This window comes from Streptosporangium sp. NPDC023963, assembly GCF_040639135.1.
Lineage (GTDB): Bacteria > Actinomycetota > Actinomycetes > Streptosporangiales > Streptosporangiaceae > Streptosporangium.
On the sequence record NZ_JBEZZK010000004.1, the window covers coordinates 208066 to 234720 of the forward strand.

Sequence of the window (26655 nt, forward strand, 5' to 3'; positions counted from 1 at the left end):
CGCATCTGGGACGCCGGTCCCATGACGAAGGTCGTGCTGGCCTTCGCCCTCGTGCTGTCGGCGTTCCCCATCTACTACATGTTCATCATGGCCACCCGGACCAACGAGGAGGCCATCGACGTACCGCCGCCGCTGCTCCCCGGCGGCCACCTCGGCGAGAACATCGCGCGGCTGCTGTCCACCGAGGACGCCTACTTCATGACCGGCCTGGTGAACTCGGCCATCGTCTCGGTCACCGTGACGGTCTCGGTCGTGCTGATCTCCACCCTGGCCGGCTTCGCCTTCGCGAAGCTGCGCTTCCGGGGCAGCAAGATCCTGCTGGGCCTGATCCTGGTGACGATGATGGTCCCGCTCCAGCAGATGGGCGTCGTGCCGCTGTACGAGCTCATGGTCACCCTCGGGTGGACCGGCCAGCTGAAGGCGGTGATCCTGCCCTTCCTGGTCAACGGCTTCGGGGTCTTCATGATGACCCAGTACGCCACCCAGGCGGTGCCGGACGAGCTGGTCGAGGCGGCCCGCGTCGACGGCGCCTCCACCATGCGCATCTACGTGAGCGTCATCCTCCCCGCGCTCCGGCCGGGCATGGCGGTCCTCACGCTCCTGGTCTTCATGCAGACCTGGAACGAGTTCATGTGGCCGCTGATCGTGCTGAACCCGGACAACCCGGTGGTTCAGACCTCGATCGCGGCACTCAACCAGGCCCACGGAACCGACTACGTGATGCTGTTCACCGGCACCGCGGCGTCGGTCCTGCCGCTGTTCATCGTTTTCATCGCGTTCGGCCGCCAGATCGTCGGCGGACTCATGGAAGGTGCGGTCAAGGCGTGACGACGCAAGAGACGCGGATTCAGACCCCGGAACTGATCTTCCCGACGAACTTCGTCTGGGGCGCGGCCACCTCCGCCTACCAGATCGAGGGCGCTGTGTCGGAGGGCGGCCGAGGCCGCTCCATCTGGGACACCTTCGTCAAGCAGCCGGGACGGGTGGTGAACGGCGAGCACGCCGACATCGCCATCGACCACTACAACCGTTACCAGGACGACGTGCGGATGATGGCCGAACTCGGCCTCGGCGCGTACCGCTTCTCCGTCTCCTGGCCCCGGATCCAGCCCGAGGGGCGCGGCGCCGTCAACCAGGAGGGCATCGACTTCTACAGCCGCCTGGTCGACGAGCTCCTCTCCCGGGGCGTCGACCCGTGGGTGACGCTCTACCACTGGGACCTGCCCCAGCCCCTGGAAGACGCGGGCGGCTGGCCGGCACGGGACACGTCGAAGCGCTTCGCCGACTACGCGGCGGCCGTGCACGACGCGCTGGGCGACCGGGTCCGCAACTGGAGCACGGTCAACGAGCCCTGGTGCTCGGCGTTCCTCGGGTACGCCTCGGGCGAGCACGCCCCCGGGCGCCGCGAGCCCGACAAGGCCGTGTACGCCGCCCACCACCTCCTGCTGGCGCACGGCCTGGCCGCGCAGGCGATCCGGGCCCAGCGGCCGGAGACCGTCATCGGCGGCTGCGTCAACCTGTACGCGATCTCGCCCCAGACCTCCTCCGAGGCCGACCAGGACGCCGCCCGCCGCATCGACGGGCTGCAGAACCGCTTCTTCCTGGACGCCCTGCTCAAGGGCGAGTACCCGGCAGACGTCCTGGAGGACCTCGGCCGCCCGGCGGGGCTCGTCCACGACGGGGACATGGAGATCATCTCGACGCCGCTGGACAAGCTGCTGATCAACTACTACAGCCGCTTCACCGTCTCGGGCACCCCGGGCGGCGCCGCGTCGGCCGCGGCGGCGCCCACCGACACCGGGTCGCCCTGGGTCGGCAGCGAGCACGTGTCGTTCGTCGAGGGCGGGCGGCCCGTGACGGCGATGGGCTGGGAGATCGACCACTCGGGGCTGCTGGAGATCCTGCACCGGCTGGCCTCCGAGTACCCGCGCGTCCCGCTGGTCATCTCCGAGAACGGCGCGGCCTTCGACGACGTCGTGGGCTCCGACGGCGTCGTCCACGACCGCGACCGGGTGGACTACATCGACGCCCACCTGCGCACCTGCCACGCCGCGATCGAGGCCGGGATCCCGCTGGAGGGCTACTTCGCCTGGTCGCTGATGGACAACTTCGAGTGGGCGTGGGGGTACGGCAAGCGGTTCGGGCTGGTCCACGTCGACTATGAGACCCAGGCGCGAGTTCCCAAGGAGAGCGCTCTCTGGTATGCCGGGACCATCAGGCGTGGAGGCCTGAGCGGTCCGGCAGAATAGGGGCCGGGAAATTCACCACTGGGGGCGTGCACACATGAACGGCGACCGTCGTCCGACGCTTGAGGCGGTCGCGGCCCTGGCCGGTGTCGGCCGGGGCACGGTGTCGCGGGTCATCAACGGCTCACCGAAGGTGAGCGAGAAGGCTCGCGACGCCGTGCTGCGGGCGATCCAGGAGCTGGGCTACGTGCCCAACCGGGCGGCCCGCGCGCTGGTCACCCGGCGTACCGACACCGTGGCGCTGGTGGTCTCGGAGTCGGAGCACCGGGTCTTCGACGAGCCGTACTTCGCCGGGACCATCCGCGGCATCGGCTCGGCGCTGTCCGAGACCGGCCTGCAGCTGATCCTCACGATGGCGCAGTCGGCGCAGGATCACGAGCGGCTGGAGCACTACCTGACCGGGCAGCACGTCGACGGCGTGCTGCTGATCTCCCTGCACGGCGCCGACCCGCTGCCGGGGCGGCTGGAGGCGATGGGCGTGCCGACCGTCATCGGCGGCCGCCCGGTCGGCCTCACCCCCTACAGCTACGTCGACGTCGACAACCGGGCCGGGGCCAGGCAGGCGGTCAAATACCTGCTGGCCAAGGGCCGCCGCAGGATCGCCACCATCGCGGGCCCCCAGGACATGGGCGTGGGCGTCGACCGGCTCGCGGGCTACCGCGACGCGCTGCTCGCGACCGGCGTGAGCGAGATGGTGACGTACGGCGACTTCAGCGAGGAGAGCGGCATGGAGGGGATGCGCAGGCTCCTCGCCGAGCACCACGACGTGGACGCCGTCTTCACCGCCTCCGACCCGATGGCGCTGGGCGCGATGCGCGTGCTGCGCGAGGCGGGCAGGTCGATCCCCGGCGACGTCGCGGTGATCGGCTTCGACGACTCCCCCGCCGGGGCGCACTCCTCCCCCGCCCTGACCACCGTGCACCAGCCCACCGAGTCGATGGGCCGGCAGATGGCCCACCTGCTCGTCGCCCGCATCAACGGCGAGCAGCTGGAGCAGCCGGTGGTGATACTGGACACCCACCTGATCGAGCGCGGGTCGGCCTGACCCGGCCCGCCCTCGTCTCCGCACCCGGCTCACCCTTGCCCGGCGCGCCCCGTCCCGGGCGCGCCGCCGTTCCCCCGAGCAGCACCGAGGCAGGACAAGGCAGGAAATGGACAGCAGGACGAAACGCCCGCTCGCGCCCTCGGAACTCGACGCGCTGGCGCGGCGGGCCCTGGGCGCCGGCCTCTCCTCCGCCACCGAGCTGACCGACGGCTTCGCCAACGCCGTGTGGCGGCTGACCCTGCTGGACGGGCGCGAGGTGGTCCTGAAGCTGTCGCCGCCGCCGGAGCTGGAGCAGCTGCGCTACGAGCGCGACCTGCTGCGCACCGAGGCCATGGTCTACGACCTGGCGGGCCCCGCCGGGGTGCCGATGCCCGAGCTGCTGCGCGCCGGGTTCGACGACCCGGTGCTGGGCGGCGACTACCTGATCCTGTCCGCCCTCGACGGGGTGCCGTGGAACCGGGCGGAGCCTGCGGAGGCGGACCGGCGGGCCCTGCGCCGGGAGCTCGGCGGCCACCTGGCCCGGCTGAACGCGATCACCGGCGACGTCTACGGCTACCCGCACGCGGGCCTGACCGGCGGCACCTGGCGGGAGGCGTTCCTGACGATGACCGGCGCGCTCCTGGCCGACGCCGGCCGCTACGCCATCCCGCTGCCGAGGCCGGTGCCCGAGATCGCGGCGGCGATCGCGTCGGGCGCGGGCGCGCTGGACGAGGTCGTGACCCCCCGCCTGGTCCATTTCGACGTGTGGCCGGGCAACGTCTTCCTGACCCGCGACGAGACGCCGCGCATCCAGGCGATCATCGACCACGAGCGGGCCTTCTGGGGTGACCCGCTGGCCGACTTCGTCACCCCCACGATCTTCGGCAGGCTGGACGAATCCGACCCGATCGTCGCCGGGTACCGCGACGCGGGCGGCGTGGTGGAGTTCACCGGCCCCGCCCGCACCCGGATGGTCCTCTACCGCCTCTACCTCGCTCTGATCATCCTGGTCGAGAACGGCCCCCGCCAGTACCCGGAGAGGGAGTACGCCTCTCTGCGCGACCGCTCCGCCGCCGTCGTGCTCGAAGCCCTCGACGTGCTTTCCGCGACGCGGTGACCTGAGCCGGCCGCCGTCACCGCCCGCCGGGGCGGGGGCGCGGCCCCGGCTGTCGAGGCCCTCCTCGTTCTCGCCGCCCTCCAGGTTCAGGGCGCCGAGGCGCGCAACGCCGTCAGGGCCGCGTCCAGCGCGGCGCGCAGCGGCTCGATCGACTGCATCGTCTGGGTGAGCAGCAGGCCTCCCTGGAGCGCCGCGAAGACCGCCAGGGTCAGCGCCTCGGGGTCGGCGTCGGCGCGCAGCAGGCCGGCGGCGCGCATGCGGGTGAGCCCCGCCCGCAGGTATCCGCACCAGCGGGCCATGTGCGCGGCCACCTCGGCCGCACGCTCGGGATCACTGCCGATGAGCTCGCTCGCCATCGCCCCGATCGGACAGCCCCAGTGCGGCTGCGAGCCGTAGTGCGCGAGGACGGCGTCACGCCAGCCCTCCCACGCCTCCCAGGTGTCGAGCGTGTCCAGAAACGGTCTCTGCGCCTGGAGCACCCGCTCGGTCTGGAACGACGCGATCGCCGCGACCAGATCGCGCTTGCCGGCCGGGAAGTAGTGGAACAGCTGGCTCTTGCTGGTCCCCGTCCCGGCCCGGATGTCGTCCAGGGTCGTGCCACCGACCCCGCGGGCCAGGACCAGGTCGGCGGCGGCCTCGACGATGCGGGCACGCGTGAGCGCCCCTTTGACGGTGAACTTCGCCGTGCTCGACATGCCCCCAGCATAGCTTCCTGGACCGTACGGTCCAATCGACTGATACAGTCTGGACCCGGCAGTCCAAAATGGGGTGCCGACGGACCATCGCGACCCGGTGGCCCATCGTGCGAGAGAACGGAAGTACCCCATGGGTGAAAGGCTTGACGGCAAAACGGCGCTCGTCACCGGCGCCACGAGCAACATCGGGCGTGCCGTCGCCACCGCGTTCGCCGCCGAGGGGGCGCACGTGGTCGTCACCGGCCGCGACGCGGCACGGTGATCGACGTCGACGGCGGCCGCGTCGGCGTGGCCGTCATCGCCGGGTAGGGGCTCCCGGGCCGGCGGTGACCGGCCACCAGGTCACCGGCAGGGCCCCAGGCCGGAGAGGGCCGGAGAGGGCCGGGATCCGGCACTTCCGTGGGGTCGCGTGATGTCCGCACACACCGCGATCCGACACTGAATGAGGGATGGATCGCCGTCGAGCCTGTTTCCTTCCGCCGGATCCCGTGCCAGAATTTCACTGGGTGATGAATTATGAGACGGAACACATGCGTGATCGCCGGGGGCGGCCCGGCGGGGGCGATGCTCGCACTGCTGCTGGCCAGGGCCGGCGTCGAGGTGACGCTCCTGGAGAAGCACAACGACTTCCTGCGCGACTTCAGGGGTGACACCATCCATCCCTCGACCCTGCAGATCCTCGACGAGCTGGGCCTGGCCGAGGAGTTCCACCGGCTCCCGCACCGCAAGGCGTACGGGATGGAGATCCACACCGACGACGCCACGGTGCCGGTCGCCGATCTGAGGAAACTCAAGGGCAAATATCAGTACATCGCCTTCGTCCCGCAGTGGGAGTTCCTCGACCTGCTGACCACCGCCGCCAGGCGGTATCCGAACTTCCGCCTCATCATGGAGGCCGAGGTTCACGGGGTGATCCGCGAGGGCGACGCGGTGCGCGGGGTGCGCTACCGGGACGCCTCGGGCGAGCACGAGCTGCGCGCGACGCTCACCGTGGCCGCCGACGGCCGCCACTCCGACGTACGCCGGGCCGCCGGGCTCGTCCCCGTGGAGCACAGCGCCCCCATGGACGTGCTCTGGTTCCGGCTGCCGCGCGAGCCCGCCGATCCCGGGGTGACGTTCCTGCGGATATCCAACGGGCACCTGATGGTGGCGATCAATCGCGAGATCTACTGGCAGCTCGCCTACCTGATCCCCAAGGGCGGCTTCGAAACCCTGCGTTCCCAGGGGATCGAGGCGGTCCGCGAGCCGGTCGCCAGGCTCCTGCCCTTCCTCGGGGGCCGGGTCGGGCAGCTGCGGGACTTCGAGGCGGTCAGCATGCTGTCGGTCGCGCTCAACCGGCTGCGCCGCTGGCACCGCCCCGGCCTGCTGGTCATCGGCGACGCCGCGCACGCCATGTCGCCGATCTTCGGCGTCGGCATCAACCTGGCCGTGCAGGACGCGGTCGCCGCCGCGAACCTGCTGGCCGCGCCGCTCGCCGCCGGGGCCGAGATCCCCGAATCACTGCTCGCGAGGGTCCAGCGGCGGCGCACCCCGCCCACCGCCGTCACCCAGTTCGCCCAGCGCGTCGTCCAGAGCCGGCTGATCCGGCCGGCGTTGAGCGGGCGCCCCGGGCCGGTGCGGCTGCCCCGCGACATCTCCCGGCTTCCCTTGGTCGGCTTCCTGGCCAGGCGTTTCGTCGGCCTGGGCGTCCTTCCGGAACATGTTTCCAGTCCGGTTGAATCTCACCAGGTATAAAGACCTTCTCACTACGTGGACAATCAGGTCTGTTCGAACAGCCGCTTGCAATAGCCTGGTATGTCGTGAGCATCAACCTCGATTCCTGGCGGCGGCTGCCTGCGGCGCAGCAGCCCGAGTGGCCCGACCGCGGCGAGCTGGACAAGGTCGTCGGCGAGCTGAAGGGCCTCCCGCCCCTCGTCTTCGCGGGCGAGTGCGACAACCTCAAGGCGGACCTGGCGGCGGTGACGCGGGGCGAGGCCTTCGTCCTCCAGGGCGGAGACTGCGCCGAGACCTTCGGCGGCGCCACCGCCGACGACGTGCGCAACAAGCTCAAGACGCTGCTGCAGATGGCCATCGTGCTGACCTACGCGGCGAAGGTCCCCGTGGTGAAGATCGGCCGGATGGCCGGGCAGTTCGCCAAGCCGCGCTCGAAGAACTTCGAGACCCGCGACGACGTCGAGCTGCCCGCCTACCGGGGCGACATGGTCAACGGCTTCGACTTCACCCCCGAGTCCCGCGTTCCCGACCCGTGGCGGCTGCTGCGGGCCTACCACTCCTCTGCGGTGACGCTCAACCTGATCCGCGCCTTCACCAAGGGCGGCTACGCCGACCTGCGCCAGGTGCACGCCTGGAACCAGGACTTCGTGATCGAGTCCCCGGCCGGCAAGCGCTACGAGCAGCTCGCCCGCGAGATCGACCAGGCGCTGGCCTTCATGCGCGCCTGCGGCGTGGAGCCCGAGGAGTTCCACACCGTCGAGTTCTACTCCTCGCACGAGGCGCTGATCCTCGACTACGACCAGGCGCTCACCCGGATCGACTCGCGGACCGGCCGCCCGTACGACGTCTCGGCGCACATGGTCTGGATCGGCGAGCGCACCCGCCAGCTCGACGGCGCCCACGTGGAGTTCTTCGCCAGCATCCGCAACCCGATCGGCGTCAAGCTCGGCCCGACGACCAGCGCCGAGGACGCCCTCGCGCTGATCGAGAAGCTCAACCCGGACAACGAGGCCGGGCGCCTGACCTTCATCACCAGGATGGGCGCGTCGAAGATCCGCGAGCACCTCCCCGAGCTGGTGGAGAAGGTGACCGCGAGCGGCGCCCAGGTGGCGTGGATCTGCGACCCCATGCACGGCAACACCTTCGAGGCGCCCAGCGGCCACAAGACCCGCCGCCTGGACGACGTCCTGAACGAGGTGGCGGGCTTCTTCGAGGTGCACCGCGCGCTCGGCACCCATCCGGGCGGCGTCCACATCGAGTTCACCGGCGACGACGTCACCGAGTGCGTGGGCGGCGGCGCCGAGATCGTCGAGGATGACCTGGCCAGGCGCTACGAGACGGCCTGCGACCCGCGCCTCAACCGTGGCCAGTCGCTCGACCTGGCCTTCCGGGTGGCCGAGCTCTACCGCTCGGTCTGACCTTCCGGGTCACGGGCCCCGGTCACGCGAAAGCCCCGCTCCATCGGATTTCCTCTCTCCGGCGGAGCGGGGCTTTCGCGATCCGGGCATCAGCCCTTCTGGGCGCCCAGCTCGTTGGCGAGCTCGGCGCGGATCGCCTCCATGTCGAGCGCGCGAACCTGGCCGATGAGGTCCTCAAGGGCGGGCTCGGGCAGCGCGCCCGGCTGGGCGAAGACGACGATGCCGTCACGGATGGCCATGATCGTCGGGATCGAGGTGATCTCGAACCCCTGCGCGAGCGCCTGCTCGGCCTCGGTGTCGATCTTGCCGAACTTGATGTCCGTGTGCTTCGCCGACGACTTCTCGAAAATCGGCCCGAAGGTGCGGCACGGTCCGCACCAGGCCGCCCAGAAGTCCAGCAGGACGATCCCCTCATCGGCGATGTCGTTGAAGTTCTTCTCGGTTACCTCGATGGTGGCCACCGGTGGCTCCTCCTGTCGTTCACGTCTGTACGGCTGGCATAACCACTTCCCTCCCCCGCGCATTCCATCCCGCCGTCCCGCCGGGTCGCGGGAACCCGCCGGACCGGCGGACACGGCCGGGGCGGCGAGCCCGGACGCCGTCCCCGTTCTCGATCGGTGCGCCGGCCGCCCCGAACGCGGCGCGCCACTCCGAAACTTTCTGATCGACAGGCCTCGCAGGGGAAACAGGGCTTTCTTTCAGCTAATTTCCGAAAGTTTTACCGAGAACATAAGAATATTTCCAGCTCATAGGCGGGGGAAAAGATCGCTTTTCGAAATATTTCGGCATCTGTGTTGACGTCTTTCGGTCGCGTTCCCAAACTGATCGCCAACACCCCCACCCGGAAGGGAGAGCCCTAGTGATCATCGGATTGACCCGCTTCAAGATCCCCTCGAGGGCCGTCGCGCCGGCGGTGGCGGCGATGCTCTCGATCACCGGGGCCGTGACGGTGACCTCCGCCACCGCCACCACCGCCGCCGTCGCCGCTGTCGCCGCCGGAGTCGAGAACGAGGGTGCCGACTGCGCGGTGACCGGCCTGCCCGACACGGGATCGCTGCCCACCGACTCCAGGCTCCCCGACCCCTTCAGGAAGCTGAACGGCACGCGTATCTCCACCACATCCGAGTGGCGGTGCCGGCGCGAGGAGATCAAGAAGCTGGCGGAGAAGTTCGTCTACGGCGAGAAGCCCGTGAAGCCGGCCACCGTCACGGGGACGGTCTCGAACAGCAGCATCACCGTGAACGTGAGCCACAACGGCAGAAGCTCCAGCTTCTCCGCGGGTGTCTCGCTGCCGAGCGGGTCCGGCCCCTTCCCCGCGGTCGTCGTCCTGGGGGGATTCGGAGCGGACACGGCCGCCATCAGAGCGGCCGGTGCCGCGGTCATCAGCTACGACCCCTACGCGGTCGGCCGGGAGGGCACGCCGCGCACCAACAAACAGGGCGCCTTCTACAGCGTCTACGGCTCCTCGAGCAGCACGGGACTGCTCATGGCCTGGGCCTGGGGGGTGAGCCGGATCATCGACGTCATCGAGCAGTCCGGCGGCGGTGTCCTCAAGGCCGACGCCACCGGCGTCACGGGATGCTCGCGGTTCGGAAAGGGCGCCTTCGTGGCCGGCGCGTTCGACCAGCGCATCGCGCTGACCATGCCGATCGAGTCGGGGAGCGCCGGCGTGCCCATCTTCCGCGGGATTCCCGGGGAAGGCGCCCAGAGCCTGAGCAGCGCCTACGGAGAACAGCCCTGGCTGGGCGACGCGTTCGGCTCCTTCACCGGCAGCCCGGCGCGGCTGCCGGTGGACACCCACCAGATGGTGGCCATGGTCGCGCCGCGCGGGCTGTTCATCATGGACAACCCTCACATCGCCAATCTGGGCCCCAGGTCCGCGAGCGTGGCGGCCCTGGGCGGGGCGGAGGTCTACAAAGCGCTCGGCGCGGGAGACGACATCACCTACTGGTCCGACGTCCAGGACGGCAGCCACTGCGCCAACCGGTCCGAGTGGAGGACCCCGCTGCAGCAGAACATCCAGAAGTTCCTGCTGAGGACGGGCAACGCCCCCGGCGCGATCAGGATCTCCTCCAGGGCGTCCGGCAACCTGGCCGAGTGGAGGGACTGGCAGACCCCGGCCCTCGGCGATTCGGGCGACAGCACCCCGCCGAGCACGCCGGGCACCCCGGTCGCGTCCGGCGTGACCGCCATCGGCGCCACGCTGACCTGGGCCGCGTCCACCGACCAGGGCGGTTCCGGCCTGGCCGGCTACGACATCCTGCGCGCGCCCGGCGCGAGCGGCGGCGCGTTCACCCAGGCCGGCACCTCGGCCACGACCTCGTTCACCGACACGGGCCTGGCCCCGAGCACCACCTACCGCTACCAGGTCAGGGCACGGGACGCCGCGGGCAACACCTCGCCGGTCTCGAACACCGCGGAGGTCACCACCCGGCCCGGCACGTCCACCGGAGCCTGCACGGCCGTTCCGACCGTGCAGACCCAGTGGAGCACCGGGTACGTCATCCAGCCGCTGACCGTCACCAACACCGGCACCTCGGCGATCACCGGATGGACGGTCACCTTCACGCTGCCGGCCGGGCACACGCTGACCGGCTCGTGGAACGGCACCACCACCGTCAGCGGGCAGACCGTGACCGTCAGGAACGTCGGCCACAACGGCGACCTCGCCCCCGGGGCCGCCACCGCCGGCGTCGGCTTCCAGGTGAGCCGCCCGAACGGCGACACCGCGCTCCCGTCCGGATACGCCTGCGCCTGACGGGCCGGCCCCGGCTCCGCGCCCGACGGCCGGGCCCCGGCCCACCCGTCCCTCGACCGGGCGGGTGGGCCGGGGCCCGGCGCGCGAGAACGAAAGATTTCTTTTGCCTATTTCTCCCGCTTTAGCATCATTTCTTATGACTGTTCATTCATGCCGGATACCTCAGAACTGAGACATTCGGCGCCTACAAGGCTACGCTCTGCACGGCTTGGTGCCATTCTTTTGTGCCGGGGAGCGTTTGTGAAGATCAGGGAACTGCTCAGCCATCTGTGGTGGCAGGGAGTCGCGGCCATCGTGGGGGTCTTCGCGCTGATAGCCGCGATCATGGCTTTGCTTCCGGATGATCCACCGCCCGCTCCTCCTCCGTCGGTCGAGGTGCGGAACAACTCGATCACCGGCGACAACAACCAGTGCAACGCCCAGGGAGAGGACATCCGGTTGAGTTGCGTCCTTCCCGCTGCCCCGATCCGCTTCGGGGACGTTTCCATCGCCTGGCCGTACTCCTCCTACTACGTGTTCGCGGGAAACGCGACGGCCCTGCCCACGCCACCGCCGTACGGCAAGGAGGACCGCGCCAATCACTGCGACAAATGGGCCGACTGGCTCGCGAGCACACCGGGGATGTACGCCATAGGACCAGGTGTCGAGGTCGGCATGACCTCCAGCGAGACCGAAGTCGTGGCCATCACCCGCATCGAACCCAAGGTGTTCGAGCGGAAGCCGCTGCCGGCCGACCACACGGTCATCAGGTGCCAGTTCGGTTCGGGCGGCGATGCGGGCTTCATCGCCTCCGTCGACACTCGAAGACTCAGCACGAAGGTCGAGGACTACAGCACGGGAAAGCAGTTCAGCATTCCTCCCGGTTCTCTTTACCTCAGTGGCCAGGAATCCGCATCCGGCCAGATAAAATTCAGATCCGAACCGCGTTTCCTCTACGAGGGCGCTCTGGAGATCACGGCAAAGATCAATGGCGTGGAGAAAAAGATCACGCTCGGCGAGCCGGACCGCCCCCTCCGCTGGATCACCGACGAAGAGGAGACGGCTCCCTGGCGTCCGGAAGACGAGCACGGCTGGGACATGAACACGCGGGCGTGGAAACGAGGACACCAGGTATTCCAGGGATAGCTCGCACAGGGGCCGGCTGACGGCCCGACCGCCTCACGGCCCCTGCGGGTCACCTGCGGCGTCGTGCCGGCTGCTCCACCCCGCCGTCCCGGAAAGGCGCCGCGAGCGAAAACCGAATGCGCCGCGAAGCGACGTGGAAGGTCCACGGCCGTCGCCGGGGGCGTCGTGCGTCGCGGGGATGGATCTCTTGTCGCGTCGCCCGCGCCCAGGGCAGAAGCGTTCTCGGCCGGCGGGACACAAGCGAGACGGGCCGGGATGCGTGACCGACAGGCCCGGTTCCGGTGCCGGCGTCCGGGGAGACGGACCGGGCGCGGGGCGGACGACAAGACGGTGCAAACTTCTCCGAAGTTTTCGTTATCCACCCGCGGCCCGCGGGTCTCCTGTGTAGCGGTGCTTGTGAGCGCCGCCAGAAGTCCCCTGCACGACTTCCCAACAGGACAAGGACTCCATTCACTATGAGCACAACCGCCTCGCGCGGCATCCGAGCCGGACGCGCGTCCGTCGGACGTCAGGTCCGCCGCCTGTCGCTGGCCGGTGTTCTCGTCGGCCTCCTGAGCACCTCCGCGGTGAGCGTCGCCTCCCCGGCCGCCGCGGCCGAGGTGCCCCTCTCGCAGGGCCGTAACGCCACCGCCTCCTCGGCGGAGCGCGGCGACCTGTCGGCCGCGGCCGCCGTCGACGGCAAGACCGGCACCCGCTGGGGCAGCAAGTTCAGCGACCCGCAGTGGCTCGCGGTCGACCTCGGCAGGTCCACGGCCATCAAGAAGATCGTCCTCAACTGGGAGAACGCCCACGCCACGGCGTTCCAGATCCAGACCGCCACCGGCGGTAACGGCCCCTGGAAGACGGTGTACAGCACCACGGCGGGCAAGGGCGGCGTCCAGACCGTCAACCTGTCCGCCACCGGCCGGTTCGTGCGGCTGTACGCGACCAAGCGGTCCGGCCAGTACGGCGTCTCGCTGTGGGAGTTCCAGGTCTTCGGCACCGGCTCGGGCACCACGAACCCGACCCCGACGCCGACCACGAAGCCGACTTCGACCCCGAAGCCGACCTCGTCCCCGAGCTCGACGCCCAAGCCGACGCCCAGCGCCACCCCGACCACCGGCACGCCCGCCGGCGGCTGGGTACCGGTGAACCAGGCCGCGTGGAAGAAGACCCTGGACGCCTACAACAAGGTCGCGCCCCAGGCGGTCCCCGCGGGGATCGTGAGGGTCCCCGAGTTCCACACCAACTGTGAGGTGGCCAACGAGGCCAAGGACGACCCGGTCGTGCTGCCCGGCCTGGTCGGGGCCTCCCACATGCACACCTTCTTCGGCCCGAAGGTGACGGCGAACACCACGGTGGAAGACCTGTTCACGAGCGCCACGAACTGTGACGCGCCCGGGGACCACAGCGCCTACTGGGCGCCGACCCTGCTGAAGAACGGCAAGTCGGTCCCGATGAAGAACTTCCGCGTGTACTACGGCTCCCGGCTCAAGGACCCGTCGGAGGTCGTGCCGTTCCCGCCGGGTCTGGTCGTGGTGCAGGGCGACGCGAAGCGGCAGGTGGCGACGCCGAAGGGTGCCTCCGGCCAGTTCTGGTGCGCCGGCAGCGCGGAGATCGGCCGTAGCGCCGACGGCAACTGGCCCGTCTGCGAGAAGGGCGGCAACCTGATCTACCAGCTGACGTTCCAGGACTGCTGGGACGGCAAGCACATCGACTCGCCCGACCACAAGTCGCACATGGGACCGGCCAAGAACGGCACCTGCTCCGGCGACTACCCGGTCGCGGTCCCCAACCTCTCGTTCATGCTCGGCTACGACTCCCTCGGCGGTGACGGCCTGGCGCTGTCGTCGGGCATGCCGTCCTCGATCCACGGGGACTTCATGAACGCGTGGAAGCCTGAGGCTCTCGGCGCGCTCGTGAAGGTCTGCCTCAACGCGAAGGCCAAGTGCGGCACCACGCCTGGCTGGGGCCGCTGACCGATCCCCGCCACCACCTCGCATGACATGCCGTGCCGGTGATCCCGCGTTTCGCGGGGCCACCGGCACGGTGCGCGTGGTCGTGGTCGATCAACGGCACTGCCCGCCGGGCAGGGTCAGCGCCTCCCGCCGGGCAGGGTCAGCCCGATGACCACGGGGTCGTGGTCGGAGGAGCGGAACGCGTCGGGCTCGTAGAGACCCGGCGGGTTGAACTCGGTGTTGTAGTCGAGGATCCGGCTCTCGTCGGCGTTGATGTGCCAGATCGTCGCGCTGGTCACGCGCTTGAGCAGGTCCTTGCCGACCAGTGCGTGGTCCAGCTCGCCGACCAGGCCGTCGAAGAGGTAGCTGTAGCGCAGCGGTGCCGGGACGAACCTCTTGGTCACGCTGGTCAGGCCGGCGGCCTCCAGGGTGTCGATCGGGTCCTCCTCGCCGTAGGCGTTGAGGTCGCCGAGGACCAGCGGGTTGGTCAGGTCCAGGCTGTCGATCAGGCCCAGTGTCGCCTGTGCCTGGCGTACGCGCTCGCCGTTGTAGCAGCTCTGCCCGTCACCCTGGTCGGCGTCCGGGCCCACGGCCTGCTCGTCGCAGCCCTTGGACTTGAAGTGGTTGACCAGCACGGTGAAGGACTGGCCGCCCTGGACCCGGCGGAAGGTCTGGATCAGCGGGGGCCTGCGGAAGACCGGGTCGGTGGAGGAGCGGGCGGCCCCCACCGGCTGCACCCTGCCCGGCTTGTAGATCGCCGTCACGTGGATCAGGTCGGTGCCCGGGTAGGGGTGGGCGACCGCCGCGTAGGTGCCCGCGCCGACCTCGGCGTTGAGCGCGTCGACCAGGGCCTGCACCGCGGTCTGGCCGTTGTTCTGGACCTCCATCAGGCCGACGACGTCGGCGTTCATGCCCTTCAGCGCGGCGACCAGCTTGGCCAGCTGGCGCTGCTGCTCGGCGGCGTTGCTCGCGCCGCGCGAGCCGAGGGTGGTGAACCAGTTGAGCGTGTTGAAGCTGGCCACCTTGACGTTGCCGATGACCGGGAACGGCGCGGGCAGGCGCGGGTTGGTCCGGAGGAAGTCGATCTTCTTGGTCGGCTGGAGCCGGTACTTGCCGAAGCCGTACCCCAGCACGCCGGTGACGCCGAGCGCGGTGTCGCCCAGGCGGACGGTGCGCGGGTCGGTGTAGGGGATCGTCGCGGGGTTCTCCACCGAGGAGCCGTCGTCCACCAGCAGGGTGCGCCGCGCGTTCCTGGCGGCGTCCACGCCCGGCCGGTCGGTCGGCTGGAACATGCGTCCCTCGGAGGCGACGGTGACCTCGCCGTAGCGGCCCAGGTTGTAGTGGTCGTTGAGGGTGAGCGGCTCGGGGAAGGTGACGAGCATGCTCTCGACGGGTTCGAAGGTCGTGCCCTCGGCGCGCGGCAGGTTCTGCCTGGCGGGCGCGACGGTGCCCTTTCCGCAGACGTCCACGGCGGTGACCGGCGACAGCTCGGTCCAGCCGTTGAACTCCACGGCCCTGCCGGTGACCAGGACGCGGTCGCCGACCTTGACGTCCTTGAAGGAGTCGCGGGCGAAGGCGAACAGGGCCTCGGAGGTGGCCGGGTCGGCGTCCGGGGTCGGGTCCTGCAGGAAGAAGCCGCCGAGCTGCGCGGTCGCCTGGAAGTCGGCGGTCACGACGCCCTCGACGCGGACGTTCTGGCCCGCCAGCGGGCTGACGTCACCGCTGCCCTGCACCTGGGCGATCTGGTGGGTGGCCGGGGTCTCGCACGGCTCCCCCGTCGGCGTGGGCGTCGGGGTGGGGCTCGGGGTGGGCTCCACGGTCGGGGTCGGCGTGGGCGTCGGCTCGACGGCGCCGCAGGGCGCGGCGGCGGTGGCCCGGTTGCGCGGCGCCGGGGCCGCGGCCTCCACGTCGGTGCCGTTGACGTCGGTGTCGGCGCAGCCGTGGTCCCTGCGCACGCCGGCCAGGGTGGCCGAGAGCGCGGGGGCGGCGGTGCCCTCGAAGTAGTTGGCGGTGCCGTACCCGACCAGGTCGGCGATGAGCGCCGTCTGCTCCGGCGCGCAGGGGGCGGAGCCGCCGTTGCACGCCAGCCCCTCGGCCGAGCGGACCAGGGCCGCCTTGCCCGCGGAACCGCTCAGGTTGATCGTCCCGGTGGTGTCCGCGGCGGGCAGCGGGGAGCCGTTGGCGCCTCCGGCCAGCTGGACCAGGTGGTACTGGCCGGGCGCGAGGGTGCCCGCCAGGGGCACGACCGGGTTGGCGCCGAAGTTCCCCGTACCGGTGGCGCTCGCGTACTGGACGGACCAGCCGTCCAGGGCGACGGGCGCGGTGCTGCGGTTGAACAGCTCGACGTAGTCGTTGGCGAGCGGCGCTCCGGCGTTGCCGCCACCGCCGTAGACCTGGCTGATGACGACGGTGCCCGGTTCCGCCAGGGCCGGGGCTGAGGCGAGGGCCGCGACGCCGGTGGTGGCGAGGCCGGCGGCGACAAGGGCGGCGAACGCCCGGGATAAAGCACGCATGAACCGGAGCGTAAGGCTCTATGCATTGCAGAACACTCACATATAAGTGGATAGACGGTGAAATCGAGAATGTTGACACTTCATGTCTATCCAGCCTGGCCAGATATGGCTTTCCTTGACCTAGAAGTCGCTTGCTCCGGCGCCTGCGGGTATCACTTGGACATGAGAACTCTGGACGTGGGTTGGGTGACCTGCGCCGCCTCCCCGGAGTGCGCCGGATCCGCGCGGCAGCCGTACGGCCGGTGCCTGGCCCATCTGGACGCCGCCGAACTCGACGAGGTCGTCCGCGGCCTCTCCCCCGGCTCCGCCGTCGACCTGCGGGCCACCGTCGTCGGCAGGGACCTGCTGGAGCGGATCCTCGGCGCGACCCGGGGGCGTCTGGGCCGGGCCCGGTTCGACTGGGCGACCTTTCCCGAGGGCGTGCGGTTCGGCGACATCGCGTTCGGCGGGGACGTCTCGTTCGACCACGCGCACTTCCGGCGTCTCGCCTCGTTCTTCGACGCCCGTTTCGCGCGCAACGCCTCCTTCCGGGAGGCCAGGTTCGACCGGGGGCTGTCCCTGCACGGTGTCGCCATCACCGGGCACGCGGCCTTCGACCGGGTCTCCATCGACGGTGACGCCCTGTTCGGGGGCGCTCTCTTCAACCGGACCGCGTCGTTTGAATGCGCGGATTTCCATGGTTTTGTCACCTTTGACGGCACCGGCTTCGCGGGCGACGCGACCCTGAGAGGGTGCAGGTTCCGCCGTACGGTGTCCTTTCGCAAGACGAGTTTCGGCGGGCTGGCCGGGTTCGACGGGGCGCGTTTCTCGGCGGGCGGCTACCTGGCCCCGATCTCGGTCGGCCGCCACCTCACCCTCGCCGGGGCGTGGGCGGGCAAGGGCCTCGACGTGACCACGAGCGGGTGCTCGGTGGACCTGCGGCACCTGGAGGTGGGCGGGCGGCTGAACGTCCGGCTCGACGACGCCGAGGCCGACCTGGAGGGGGCGACCCTGCACGGCCCCGCCACGGTGCGGGGCCGCGACGGCGCCCGGGTGACCTCGCTGCACGAGGTGGACGCCGAGGAGCTGGAGCTCGCCGACCTGGACCTCAGCACCTGCCTATTCACCGGCATCCGCCACCCGGAAGGGCTCAGGATGAGCGGTTGCGCGCTCGCCGTCGTCCCGCGCGGTGCCCGGCTGGGGTCGCGCTGGTGGTCCCTGTGGCGCGCCCCCGACCACGGGTGAGACCCCCGCCCCGGGCCGCGCGGCCCGTCAGGCCCCGGACCGCGCGGCCCGTCGGCGAACCCGGGGTGGCGGTGAGGCCAGGAGTGAGGCCAGGAGGCGGTGAGGCTAGGAGGTCGCGCGGGTGCTCTCCCCCGGGCCGATCCCGGCCAGGAAGGCCGTGACGTCGGCGGCGAACCGGCCGCTGCGGAACACTCCCAGGTGGCCGAGGCCGGGATAGGTGATCAGGCGGCCGTCGCGGACCCCCTCGGCGGTCTCCCGGAAAAGCTCGACCGGGTAGTCGAGGTCCCTCTCACCGCCCAGGACCAGGGTGGGGGCGACGATGTCGGCCAGGCGCCCGCCCAGGTCGAACCCGTCCTCCGCGCGGGCGAAGGCGAGCATGTCACGGGGGTCGCCGGGACGTACCAGCGGGTCCAGCAGCCACAGCAGCACCCTGGCCAGAGCCCGCCCGGCGGGCGAGGCGGCGGCCGTGATCGCCTGGTGCTGCAGGCCGCGCCGCCCGGCGGCGACCTCCTCGGTGTAGCGGCGCTGGAGCCGCCTGACGTTCGGCGTGAGCCGGTGCGCCGCCCCGGCCACGACCAGCGCGCGCACCACGTCCGGATGGTCGGCCGCCAGCTGCAGCGCCACCGAGCCCCCCGACGACAGGCCCAGCACGTCGACCGGCCCGTCGAACTCCGCGTGGAGCGCCTCGGCGTGCCGGGCGGCGATGTCGGCCATCGTGGTTCCCAGAGCCATGCCGGGAGCGCGGCCCACGGCGTACAGCCGGAAGTGGCGGGCCAGCGGGGCCAGCACCCGCAGTTCCACACCGCGCGCCGGCCCCGCCGGGTTGGCGTGGGCGGGGGTGAACCAGCGCAGCACGACGAGCGGCGGGCCGTCGCCGAGGGCGTAGTACGGCAGGTCGTTGGCGAGCGTGCCCTCCCGCACCTTGAGGTCCCTGAATCTCACGACGAAGTCCCCCTCCCGCCGGTGTCGCTGGATTCGAGAGTATTCGCAGGTGAGCGCGGGTCGACTCGGGGTCTTCTCAGGGTCGTCCCCGATGCGCGGCTCCCGGAGGGGAGACCAGGATGGGGAACGCATACCCTGGACGGGAATCGGGCGACTGGAGAGTACATGGCAGGCACCGGGGTCATCGAGGACTACGTGACCGGGCTCAGCCGTACTCTCAGGGGTCCTCGGAGACCGAAGCTCGACCTGATCACCGAGGCGCGCGACAGCCTGCTCGACACCGCCGAGGCGCTGGAGGGCGACGGCCTGAGGCGCGACGAGGCCGAGCGGGCCGCGGTCGAGGAGTTCGGGCCGATCCGCGAGATCGCGCCCGGCTACCAGGAGGAGCTGTCCAAGTCGGCGGGCCGGAGGCTGGCCGTCCTGCTGTTCGTCGGCGTGCCGCTCACCGCGATCATGTGGAACGTGATCTGGAAGATCTTTCCCAGCGCCCCGGCGTACGAGACCATGCCGGACTGGTTCATCCTGGTCGCCCGCGGCGTGGACGCGCTCCAGATGTTCATCGGCCTGGTCGGCGGGCTCGCGTTGCTCGCGCTGGGCCGGGGACTGCGCAGGATCAGGCGGCCCCGGCTCGTCACCCGGGCCCTGGGCCTGTTCGTCTGGGCCATGCTGCCGGTCATGCTCGTGTCGTGCGGGGCACTGATGTTCGGCTCGCGGAACTCGGCCGGGTTCGAGGACTACCCGCCGGGGACCGTCGCGTCGCTGGTGAGCTACGCGATCTGGTCCGTGCAGCTGTACTGCGCCTTCCGCTGCCTGAGCATCACCCGGCGCGAGCCCGCCGTCGCGACCGCCTGAGCCCCGTAACCGCCTGAGCCTCGCGGCCGCCGAGCCTCGCGACCGTCCGAACCCGGTGACCGCCTGAGCCCGGCGGCTCCGGGAGGCGTCAGCGGTTGGCGCGCGGTTCCAGGACGCTGCCGATGGCTCCGGCGAACTCCCGCCAGGCGGAGCGTTCGCCGGCGAGGGCCGTGCGCCCCGAGGAGGTCAGCCGGTAGGTGCGCCGCCTGCGCCCGCTCACCGTGGCCCACTCGCTGGCCAGGTATCCCGCCTGCTCCAGCCGTCGCAGCGCCGGGTAGACGGTGCCCGTCGGCACGTTCAGCGCGCCGCCGCTGCGCGCCTGGAGCGCCTCGATGATCGCGTAGCCGTGCAGCGGCTCGTGCTCCAGCACGGAGAGCAGCAGGGCGTCCATGTGACCGCGGAGCGCGTCGGTGTTCACCCGGCCACCCCCGCCCGCCGGACGGATCCCGCGTCACCGCACCCGGCGGTTCGTTCGCTTCGCTCGCTCACGTCGTCAGCCTACCTCTCGTATAGGCATGCTACATGTAGGCGTCCTACATGTAGAGTGTCTATAGGTAGACAAACATAACAATGGAGGTGAGACCGTGGACGTGCTCGACCTGGCCCGGACACAGTTCGCCGTGACAGGGAGCCTCCACTTCCTGTTCGTCGTGCTGACCCTGGGCCTGGCCCCCCTGATCGCGATCATGCACACCCGCTACGCCGTCACCGGCAAGCCGGTCCACGAGCGGGTGACCCGCTTCTGGGGCCAGATCTACGTGATCAACTACGCGCTCGGGATCCTCACCGGGCTGGTGATGGAGTTCCAGTTCGGCATGAACTGGAGCGGCCTCTCGCACTACGCCGGGGACATCTTCGGCGCGCCGCTCGCGATCGAGACGCTCGGCGCGTTCTTCCTGGAGTCCACCTTCCTGGGCCTGTGGATCTTCGGCTGGCACCGGCTGCCGAAATGGCTCCACGTGGCGTGCATCTGGGTGGTGACGCTGACCGCCTACCTCTCCGCCTTCTGGATCATGGTGGCCAACTCGTTCCTGCAGAACCCGGCCGGAGCCGTGGAGCGCGACGGCCACCTGGTCCTGACCGACCTCGGCGCGCTGCTCACCAACCCGACGCTGACCATGGCGCTGCCGCACGTGCTCGGCGCGGGCCTGTGGACCGGCGGTTTCGTGGTGATGGGGGCCAGCGCGTACCAGCTGTTCCGGCGCACCGCCGAGCGGGAGTTCTTCACGAGCTCGCTCCGCACGGGAGTGATCACCTCGCTGGTCGGCTCGCTGCTCACGGTCGGCTTCGGCTACGCCCAGTTCGGCGCGATCGGCGTGGTCCAGCCGGGCAAGTTCGACGACGGGGGCCTGGCCGGGCTGGGGCTCGGCTTCATGATCCTGATCGGCCAGCTGATCCAGCTCCTCATCCTGTTCGTGCTGGCGCCGACCGTGTACTGGTTGCCGCGCTGGCGCTGGACGCACCCCGTACTGATGGCGATCACCCCGCTGCCGTTCGTGGCGGCGATCCTCGGCTGGCTGGCCAGGGAGTCCGGCAGGCAGCCCTGGCTGATCAACGGGAAGCTGACCGTCGCCGACGCCATGTCCCCCGGCCTCACCTCCGGGATGGTCACCGTCTCGCTCATCGCCTTCGGCGGCGTGCTCGCCCTGCTCGCGGTGATCGACTACGTGCTGATCGCCCGTACCGTGCGGCGCGGGCCCGCCGCCGTCACCCTCGGCGCGGACGCGCCGGCCGACCCCACCGAGCGCGCGCACGCGCTCAGCCACTAGGGAGAGACCGTGGACATCCTCTGGCTCGGCGTGTTCGCCCTCCTGCTGATCGGCTACTTCGCCCTGGAGGGCTTCGACATCGGCGTGGGCATGCTGCTGCCCGTGCTCGCCAGGACGCGGAAGGACCGGGACGAGGTCGTCGCCGCCATGGCGCCGTTCGTCCTGGCCAACGAGGTGTGGCTGGTGGCCGTGGCGGGCGTGCTGTTCGGCGTCTTCCCCTCGATCGAGGGGGACGTGCTGTTCGGCCTCTACCCGCTCGTGGTCTCCCTGCTGGTGTCGTGGATCATTCGCGACGCCGGGCTCTGGTTCCGCCGCCGCGCCGACGGGAGCGCGTGGCGGTCGACCTGGGACTGGGCGATCGTCGTCGGCTCGTACGGCCTGGCCCTGAGCTGGGGCATGGCCCTGGTCGCGGTGGCCGGCGGCCTGACGGGGCCCGCGATCGGCCTGCCGGGACTGGCCGGCGGGCTGGTGGTGGCCGCGCTGCTCGCCTTCCACGGCTGGACGTTCGTCGCGTGGCGGCTGGCCGGGCGGGTGACCCGCGCGCGCCGCACCGGCCGGGCGTTCCTGCTCTCCGCGTGCGCCGCCGCCGCGCCCGTCGCGGTGCTGCTCGCCGTACTCGCCCCCTGGCTGCTCGACCGCACGGCGCCCGCCGGGACGCTAAATGTGCTCAGTGTCATGATTCTGCCCTTCGCACCGGTCATGGTGGGTGCGCAAGTATGGGTATGGCGGACGTTCGGTCCCGGGCGCGCCGCCTCCGATCGGGTTCCGTCGTTCTTCTGAGCTCTCTAGGGTTGGCATGCACAAGGATCTTGTACGGCTGGCACTGGGCGAGCGGGCCGTCCGCCGCCACCTGGCCGTGTGCCTGGCCGCCGCCGTCCTGACCGGGCTGCTCGTCCTCGTCCAGGCGGAGCTGCTCGCCGGGGTGCTGTCCGGGCGGTTCGCGGCCCCGGCCCTGATCCTGCTGGCGCTGGTCGTCGGGGTCCGGGCGCTGCTCACCCTGGGGCAGGGGGTCGCCGCCGGGCGCATGACCACCGGGGTGAAGTCCGCCCTGCGGCACCGCCTGCTGGCGCGGGTGCGGGACCTGGGGCCCGTCAGGCCGGCCTCCCAGCGCTCGGGCGAGCTGGTGACGCTGACCGGCCGGGGTCTGGACGCCCTCGACCCCTACCTGACGGGCTACCTGCCCGCGGTGGCGGTCGCGGGCGTCGTGCCGGTCGCGGTGCTCGTCCGGCTGTTCGCCGCCGACCTGGCCAGCGCGGTGATCGTGCTGGTCACGCTGCCGCTCATCCCGATCTTCGGGGCGCTGGTCGGCATGCACACCAAGGCCGTGACGGAACGCCAGTGGAGAGCCCTTTCCCGCCTGGGCGGGCACTTCCTGGACGTGGTCAGGGGCCTTCCCACGCTGCGCGCCTTCGGCAGGGCCCGTTACCAGGCGGAGGTGATCCGGCGGGTGGCCGACGCCCACCGGGCGGCGACGATGCGCACGCTGCGGGTGGCGTTCCTGTCCTCGCTGGTGCTGGAGCTGGCCGCGTCGCTCTCGCTGGCCCTGGTGGCCGTCCCGGTGGGCCTGCGGCTGCTGTCCGGTTCCCTGGACCTGTCGGCCGCGCTGCTGGTCCTGCTCCTGGCGCCGGAGGCGTACCTGCCGCTGCGCAACATGGGCGGCAGGTTCCACGCGGCGATGGAGGGCGTCGCCGCCGCAGACGAGGCGTTCGGCGTACTCGACGGCCGGGCGGAGCCGGCAAAGGCGGGGGCGCGGCTCTCGCGCGACGAGCGCGACGAGCACGACGAGCACGACGAGCACTCAGCCACGCGTACGGCGACGGCGAGCGCGCCGGGACAGGGACCGAGCCCGGGCAGGGCCCCGGAGATCCGGCTGGAGCACGTCACGGTGCGTTACCCGGACCGTGAGGAGGCCGCGCTGGAGGACGTGTCGCTGGTGATCGCGCCCGGTGAGCGGGTGGCGCTGGTCGGCGAGAGCGGAGCGGGCAAGAGCACCCTGCTCCACCTGCTGCTCGGCTTCGTCACCCCCTCTGAGGGCAGGGTGCTGGTTGACGGCGCCGAGATCGGCGATCACGACTCCTGGCGCGCGCGGCTGGCGTTCGTACCGCAGCGCCCGCATCTCTTCGCCACCTCGGTGGCCGACAACATCGGGCTCGGCGCCCCCGGCGCGACGATCGGCGAGATCAGGGCCGCGGCGCGGGCCGCGCAGGCCGACGAGTTCGTCACGGCGCTGCCGGAGGGCTACGACACCGTGCTCGGCGAGCGGGGAACGAACCTGTCCGCCGGGCAGCGGCAGCGGGTCGCGCTGGCCCGCGCGTTCTGCCGCCCGGACGCCGTGCTGCTCCTGCTGGACGAGCCGACCGCGCGGCTCGACGGCCGCAGCGAGGGTGCGATCGTGAGCGCGACCCGCGACCTCGCCGAGGGCCGCACCGCCGTGATCGTCGCCCACCGGCCCGCGATGATCGACCTGGCCGACCGGGTGATCCGGATCGCCGACGGCCGGGTGGTGGCCGAGGACGCCAAGAACGCCGAGGACGCCGAGGACAGAGCACCGGCGGGGACGCGAGAGGAGATCACCTCGTGACCGACGTCAGCGGGATCCCGGCGGGCCGGACCGATGAGCGGCCGGCGAGCCGGGCGGGCGGACGACCCGCGGGCCTGCCGGAGGAGAGACCGGCGAGCCGGGCGGGCGGACGACCGGCGGATCGCACGGATGGGCGACCGGCGGACCGGGCGGGCGAACGACCGGCGGGCCGGACCGGGGGGCGGCTGGCCCTCGCCGCGGCGGGGGCGGCGGCGGCCGAACTGGCCGGGCTCGGGCTGATCGGGTCCGCCGCGTGGCTCATCACCAGAGCGGCCGAGCAGCCGCCGCTGGCGGCGCTGAGCGTGGCGATCGTCGGGGTGCGGGCGTTCGCGACGACCAAGGGCGTCTTCCGCTACGGGGAGCGCCTGGCCGGTCACGACGTGGCGCTGCGGGCTCAGGCGACGACCAGGGAACGGCTCTACCAGGCGCTCATCCCCGCGGGACCGCTGAACCAGCGGGGGGCCGACCTGCTCAGCCGCATGGTCGACGACACCGACGCGGTACAGGACCTGCTGGTGCGCTGCCTGCTCCCGGCGGTCGCGGCGCTGGTCACCGGGGTGGCCGCGGTGGTGATCGGGCTGTTCCTGCTCCCCGTGGCGGCGCTGGCGCTCCTGGCCGGCCTGCTGGTGGCCGGGGTGCTGATCCCTGCGGGCACGGCAGCCGCCGCGCGGCGCTGGTCGGCGCGGATCGCCCCCGCGCGGGCGGACCTGGCGGCCCGGGTCGCCGACCTGGTGCACGGCGCGGCCGACCTGGCCGCCTACGGGGCGGACGGGCGGGCGCTGGCCGCCGCGGCCGAGACCGACGCCCGGCTGGCGGCGCTGGAGCGCAGGCAGGCGCGGGCGAACGCGGTGGCCTCGGCCCTGGGCCTGCTCACCCAGGGACTCACCGTGGCGGCCGTCGTGCTGCTGGCGATGAACTCCGGGGCGGGGGCCGTGGCCACCGCGGTGCTCGCGCTGGTCTCGCTGGTGTCCTTCGAGCCGGTGCTGCCGATGGCCGCGGCCGGGGAGCGGCTGACCGGGGTGCTCGCCGCCCTGCGCCGCCTGCGGGAGGTGGGCGCGACCCCGCCGGCGGTGGCCGAGCCGCCCGTTCCCGTCGCGGTCCCCGCCGGGCCGCCGACCGTCGAGGTCGAGGACCTGGTGGTCCGGCACGGCGCCGGCCTTCCCCCCGCGCTGGACGGGGTCAGCCTGACCCTCACCCCCGGCAGGCGCGTCGCCCTGGTCGGCCCCAGCGGCGCGGGCAAGAGCACCCTGCTGTCGGCCCTGATGCGCCTCGTCGAGCCCGAGTCGGGGACGATCCGGGTCAGCGGGGTGGACATCCGGGAGCTGGCGTCCGACGACGCCCGGCGGGTGATGACCGGGCTGACGCAGGATCCGTACGTGTTCCAGACGTCGCTGCGGGACAACCTGCGGCTGGCGGGCCCGGAGGCCGGTGACGAGGAACTGGCCGGGGCGGTGCGGCGGGCGCGCCTGGACCGGTGGGTGGAGCGGACCGGCTGGGACGCGGTGCTTGGGGAGGACGGGCGCACGGTGTCCGGGGGCCAACTGCAGCGGCTGGCGCTGGCGCGGGCGCTGCTGCACGACCCGCCGGTGCTGCTGCTGGACGAGCCGGCCGAGGCCCTGGACGAGACGACGGCGGACGCGCTCATGGCCGACCTCCTGGACGCCACCCACGGCCGTACGACGCTGCTCGTCACGCACCGCCTGCGCGGGCTGGAGCCGATGGACGAGATCGTCGTGCTGGAGAACGGCTCGGTGACGCAGCGGGGCACCCACGCGGAGCTGGTGTCCTGCCCCGGCTACTACCGCGACCTGTGGCGGTCGGAGGCGCTGACCGCCGGCCGGTGAGCGCCTTCGGGGCGCTCCCTGACCACGTTCGGGGAGCCTCGTCCGAAACCACCCGGGTGGGAGCGACCATGGACGATACCCGCGACGTGGAGAATCAACGCCAACCGAGCAGGTGGCGTCTGTGGCTGCATGTGATCTTGCATTGTCCTACGCTGGGTCTGGACAGACTAGACAGGAGATCCTCATGGGCGGCTGGCAGGTTCAGGAGGCGAAGCAGCGCTTCAGTGAGGTCGTCCGGCGGGCGATGAGCGAGGGTCCCCAGGTGGTCACCCGGCACGGAGAGGAGGTGGCCGTGGTCATCGACATCGCCGAGTATCGACGTCTCAAAGGTGAGGACCCAGACTTCGGGCGCTTTCTTCTCGCCGCCCCCGACTGGGACGATGACATCGAGTTCCCCCGAAACCGAGACCTCCCCCGAGAGGTGGGTTTCGACTGATGGGCATCGGCTACCTGCTCGACACGAATGTGGTCTCCGAGGTGCGCAAGCGAAATGGGAGCCCGCACGTCAAGGACTGGATAGGCGGGGCTCACGGACCCATTCTCTACATCAGCAGCCTGACCGTCGGTGAGATTCGCTGCGGAGTCGAGCGTCGCCGGCACAGCGACCCCGCGCAGGCGACGGTTCTGGAGCGCTGGCTCCATGGGCTTCACCGGCAGTTCAGCGACCGCATCGTTCCCATCACCTCCGAAGTCGCGGAGGAGTGGGGGCGGCTGAACGCCGTCCGCCCGCTCCCCACGGCGGACGGCTTGATCGCCGCGACGGCCAGGGTGAACGGATGGACCCTGGTCAGCAGGAACGTCAAGGATTTCGAGGGAACGGGCGTGTCCGTGGTCAACCCCTTCGAGCTGCCGTACTGACGAAAGAACGTCCTGGTGTGGCGATGTTCGGCGCGGATG

The 26655-nt window shown here is 71.2% G+C and carries 22 protein-coding genes and 1 pseudogene; 18 read left to right on the forward strand and 5 right to left on the reverse strand.

Annotation, left to right across the window (positions count from 1 at the left end; genetic code table 11):
• Positions 1-21: 21 nt before the first annotated feature.
• The 4 genes from AB0F88_RS15410 (at position 22) to AB0F88_RS15425 (ending at position 4387) form a co-directional block, all read left to right on the forward strand.
• Positions 22-828, forward strand: coding sequence for a carbohydrate ABC transporter permease (locus AB0F88_RS15410; protein ID WP_362683057.1), 807 nt, complete (start codon positions 22-24; stop codon positions 826-828).
• Positions 825-2249 carry a GH1 family beta-glucosidase gene (locus tag AB0F88_RS15415; protein ID WP_362683060.1) on the forward strand — a complete coding sequence of 475 codons (1425 nt, stop codon included), beginning with the start codon at positions 825-827 and terminating at the stop codon, positions 2247-2249. The genes AB0F88_RS15410 and AB0F88_RS15415 overlap by 4 nt, the downstream gene beginning before the upstream one ends.
• Positions 2250-2283: 34 nt before the next feature.
• Complete coding sequence (locus AB0F88_RS15420; RefSeq protein WP_362683063.1) at positions 2284-3291, forward strand: LacI family DNA-binding transcriptional regulator; 1008 nt, start codon at positions 2284-2286, stop codon at positions 3289-3291.
• 106 nt (positions 3292-3397) lie between these two features.
• Positions 3398-4387, forward strand: coding sequence for a phosphotransferase (locus AB0F88_RS15425; protein ID WP_362683066.1), 990 nt, complete (start codon positions 3398-3400; stop codon positions 4385-4387).
• An 86-nt stretch (positions 4388-4473) separates the two neighbouring features.
• Here AB0F88_RS15425 and AB0F88_RS15430 read toward each other — a convergent pair whose 3' ends face one another.
• Complete coding sequence (locus AB0F88_RS15430; RefSeq protein ID WP_362683069.1) at positions 4474-5082, reverse strand: TetR family transcriptional regulator; 609 nt, start codon at positions 5080-5082, stop codon at positions 4474-4476.
• Between the two features lie 130 nt (positions 5083-5212).
• On the opposite strand from AB0F88_RS15430, the pseudogene AB0F88_RS15435 reads away from it, so the two are divergent.
• From AB0F88_RS15435 to AB0F88_RS15445, 3 genes and pseudogenes are all read left to right on the forward strand, one after another.
• Positions 5213-5332 (forward strand): annotated as a pseudogene (locus AB0F88_RS15435) (SDR family NAD(P)-dependent oxidoreductase); the annotation flags it as partial.
• A 266-nt stretch (positions 5333-5598) separates the two neighbouring features.
• On the forward strand, positions 5599-6816 hold the full coding sequence (locus AB0F88_RS15440; RefSeq protein ID WP_362683072.1) for an FAD-dependent oxidoreductase: 1218 nt from the start codon (positions 5599-5601) through the stop codon (positions 6814-6816).
• 65 nt (positions 6817-6881) lie between these two features.
• Complete coding sequence (locus tag AB0F88_RS15445; RefSeq protein WP_362683075.1) at positions 6882-8213, forward strand: class II 3-deoxy-7-phosphoheptulonate synthase; 1332 nt, start codon at positions 6882-6884, stop codon at positions 8211-8213.
• An 89-nt stretch (positions 8214-8302) separates the two neighbouring features.
• On the opposite strand, the gene trxA is transcribed toward AB0F88_RS15445, so the two are convergent.
• Entirely contained in the window at positions 8303-8674 is a 372-nt protein-coding gene (trxA, locus tag AB0F88_RS15450) for a thioredoxin (protein ID WP_329083319.1), read from the reverse strand.
• A 398-nt stretch (positions 8675-9072) separates the two neighbouring features.
• Here trxA and AB0F88_RS15455 point away from each other — a divergent pair, with 398 nt between their 5' ends.
• The 3 genes from AB0F88_RS15455 to AB0F88_RS15465 all read left to right on the forward strand — a co-directional run bounded on the left by AB0F88_RS15455 (position 9073) and on the right by AB0F88_RS15465 (position 14054).
• Positions 9073-10971, forward strand: a complete 1899-nt coding sequence (locus tag AB0F88_RS15455; protein ID WP_362683078.1) for a cellulose binding domain-containing protein — start codon at positions 9073-9075, stop codon at positions 10969-10971.
• A 240-nt stretch (positions 10972-11211) separates the two neighbouring features.
• Complete coding sequence (locus AB0F88_RS15460; protein WP_362683081.1) at positions 11212-12096, forward strand: hypothetical protein; 885 nt, start codon at positions 11212-11214, stop codon at positions 12094-12096.
• A gap of 455 nt (positions 12097-12551) precedes the next feature.
• The gene (locus tag AB0F88_RS15465) at positions 12552-14054 is read left to right on the forward strand and encodes a DUF1996 domain-containing protein (protein ID WP_362683084.1); all 1503 of its coding nucleotides are present in this window, start codon (positions 12552-12554) and stop codon (positions 14052-14054) included.
• 116 nt (positions 14055-14170) lie between these two features.
• Here the strand turns inward: AB0F88_RS15465 and AB0F88_RS15470 are convergent, their stop codons facing one another.
• Positions 14171-16546 (reverse strand): ExeM/NucH family extracellular endonuclease, encoded by a 2376-nt coding sequence (locus tag AB0F88_RS15470; RefSeq protein ID WP_362683087.1) that lies wholly within the window; start codon positions 16544-16546, stop codon positions 14171-14173.
• 162 nt (positions 16547-16708) lie between these two features.
• Here AB0F88_RS15470 and AB0F88_RS15475 point away from each other — a divergent pair, with 162 nt between their 5' ends.
• Positions 16709-17770 (forward strand): pentapeptide repeat-containing protein, encoded by a 1062-nt coding sequence (locus AB0F88_RS15475; protein WP_362683090.1) that lies wholly within the window; start codon positions 16709-16711, stop codon positions 17768-17770.
• Positions 17771-17875: 105 nt separating this feature from the next.
• Here AB0F88_RS15475 and AB0F88_RS15480 read toward each other — a convergent pair whose 3' ends face one another.
• Positions 17876-18712, reverse strand: coding sequence for an alpha/beta hydrolase (locus AB0F88_RS15480; RefSeq protein WP_362683093.1), 837 nt, complete (start codon positions 18710-18712; stop codon positions 17876-17878).
• 165 nt (positions 18713-18877) lie between these two features.
• Between AB0F88_RS15480 and AB0F88_RS15485 the strand changes: the two genes are divergently transcribed.
• Positions 18878-19564: a permease prefix domain 1-containing protein gene (locus AB0F88_RS15485; RefSeq protein WP_362683096.1), complete on the forward strand. Its 687-nt coding sequence runs from the start codon at positions 18878-18880 to the stop codon at positions 19562-19564.
• An 88-nt stretch (positions 19565-19652) separates the two neighbouring features.
• Here AB0F88_RS15485 and AB0F88_RS15490 read toward each other — a convergent pair whose 3' ends face one another.
• The gene (locus AB0F88_RS15490) at positions 19653-19982 is read right to left on the reverse strand and encodes a helix-turn-helix transcriptional regulator (RefSeq protein WP_362683099.1); all 330 of its coding nucleotides are present in this window, start codon (positions 19980-19982) and stop codon (positions 19653-19655) included.
• A gap of 166 nt (positions 19983-20148) precedes the next feature.
• Between AB0F88_RS15490 and AB0F88_RS15495 the strand changes: the two genes are divergently transcribed.
• From AB0F88_RS15495 to AB0F88_RS15520, 6 genes are all read left to right on the forward strand, one after another.
• Entirely contained in the window at positions 20149-21333 is a 1185-nt protein-coding gene (locus AB0F88_RS15495; protein WP_362683102.1) for a cytochrome ubiquinol oxidase subunit I, read from the forward strand.
• Between the two features lie 9 nt (positions 21334-21342).
• Entirely contained in the window at positions 21343-22113 is a 771-nt protein-coding gene (locus tag AB0F88_RS15500; protein WP_362683105.1) for a cytochrome d ubiquinol oxidase subunit II, read from the forward strand.
• A 16-nt stretch (positions 22114-22129) separates the two neighbouring features.
• The gene (gene cydD / locus AB0F88_RS15505; protein WP_362683108.1) at positions 22130-23914 is read left to right on the forward strand and encodes a thiol reductant ABC exporter subunit CydD; all 1785 of its coding nucleotides are present in this window, start codon (positions 22130-22132) and stop codon (positions 23912-23914) included.
• The gene (gene cydC, locus AB0F88_RS15510) at positions 23911-25758 is read left to right on the forward strand and encodes a thiol reductant ABC exporter subunit CydC (RefSeq protein WP_362683111.1); all 1848 of its coding nucleotides are present in this window, start codon (positions 23911-23913) and stop codon (positions 25756-25758) included. The genes cydD and cydC overlap by 4 nt, the downstream gene beginning before the upstream one ends.
• Positions 25759-25942: 184 nt before the next feature.
• Positions 25943-26194, forward strand: coding sequence for a type II toxin-antitoxin system Phd/YefM family antitoxin (locus AB0F88_RS15515; protein WP_362683114.1), 252 nt, complete (start codon positions 25943-25945; stop codon positions 26192-26194).
• Complete coding sequence (locus tag AB0F88_RS15520; protein ID WP_362683117.1) at positions 26194-26616, forward strand: type II toxin-antitoxin system VapC family toxin; 423 nt, start codon at positions 26194-26196, stop codon at positions 26614-26616. Before AB0F88_RS15515 ends, AB0F88_RS15520 begins: the two co-directional genes overlap by 1 nt.
• Positions 26617-26655 lie beyond the last annotated feature (39 nt).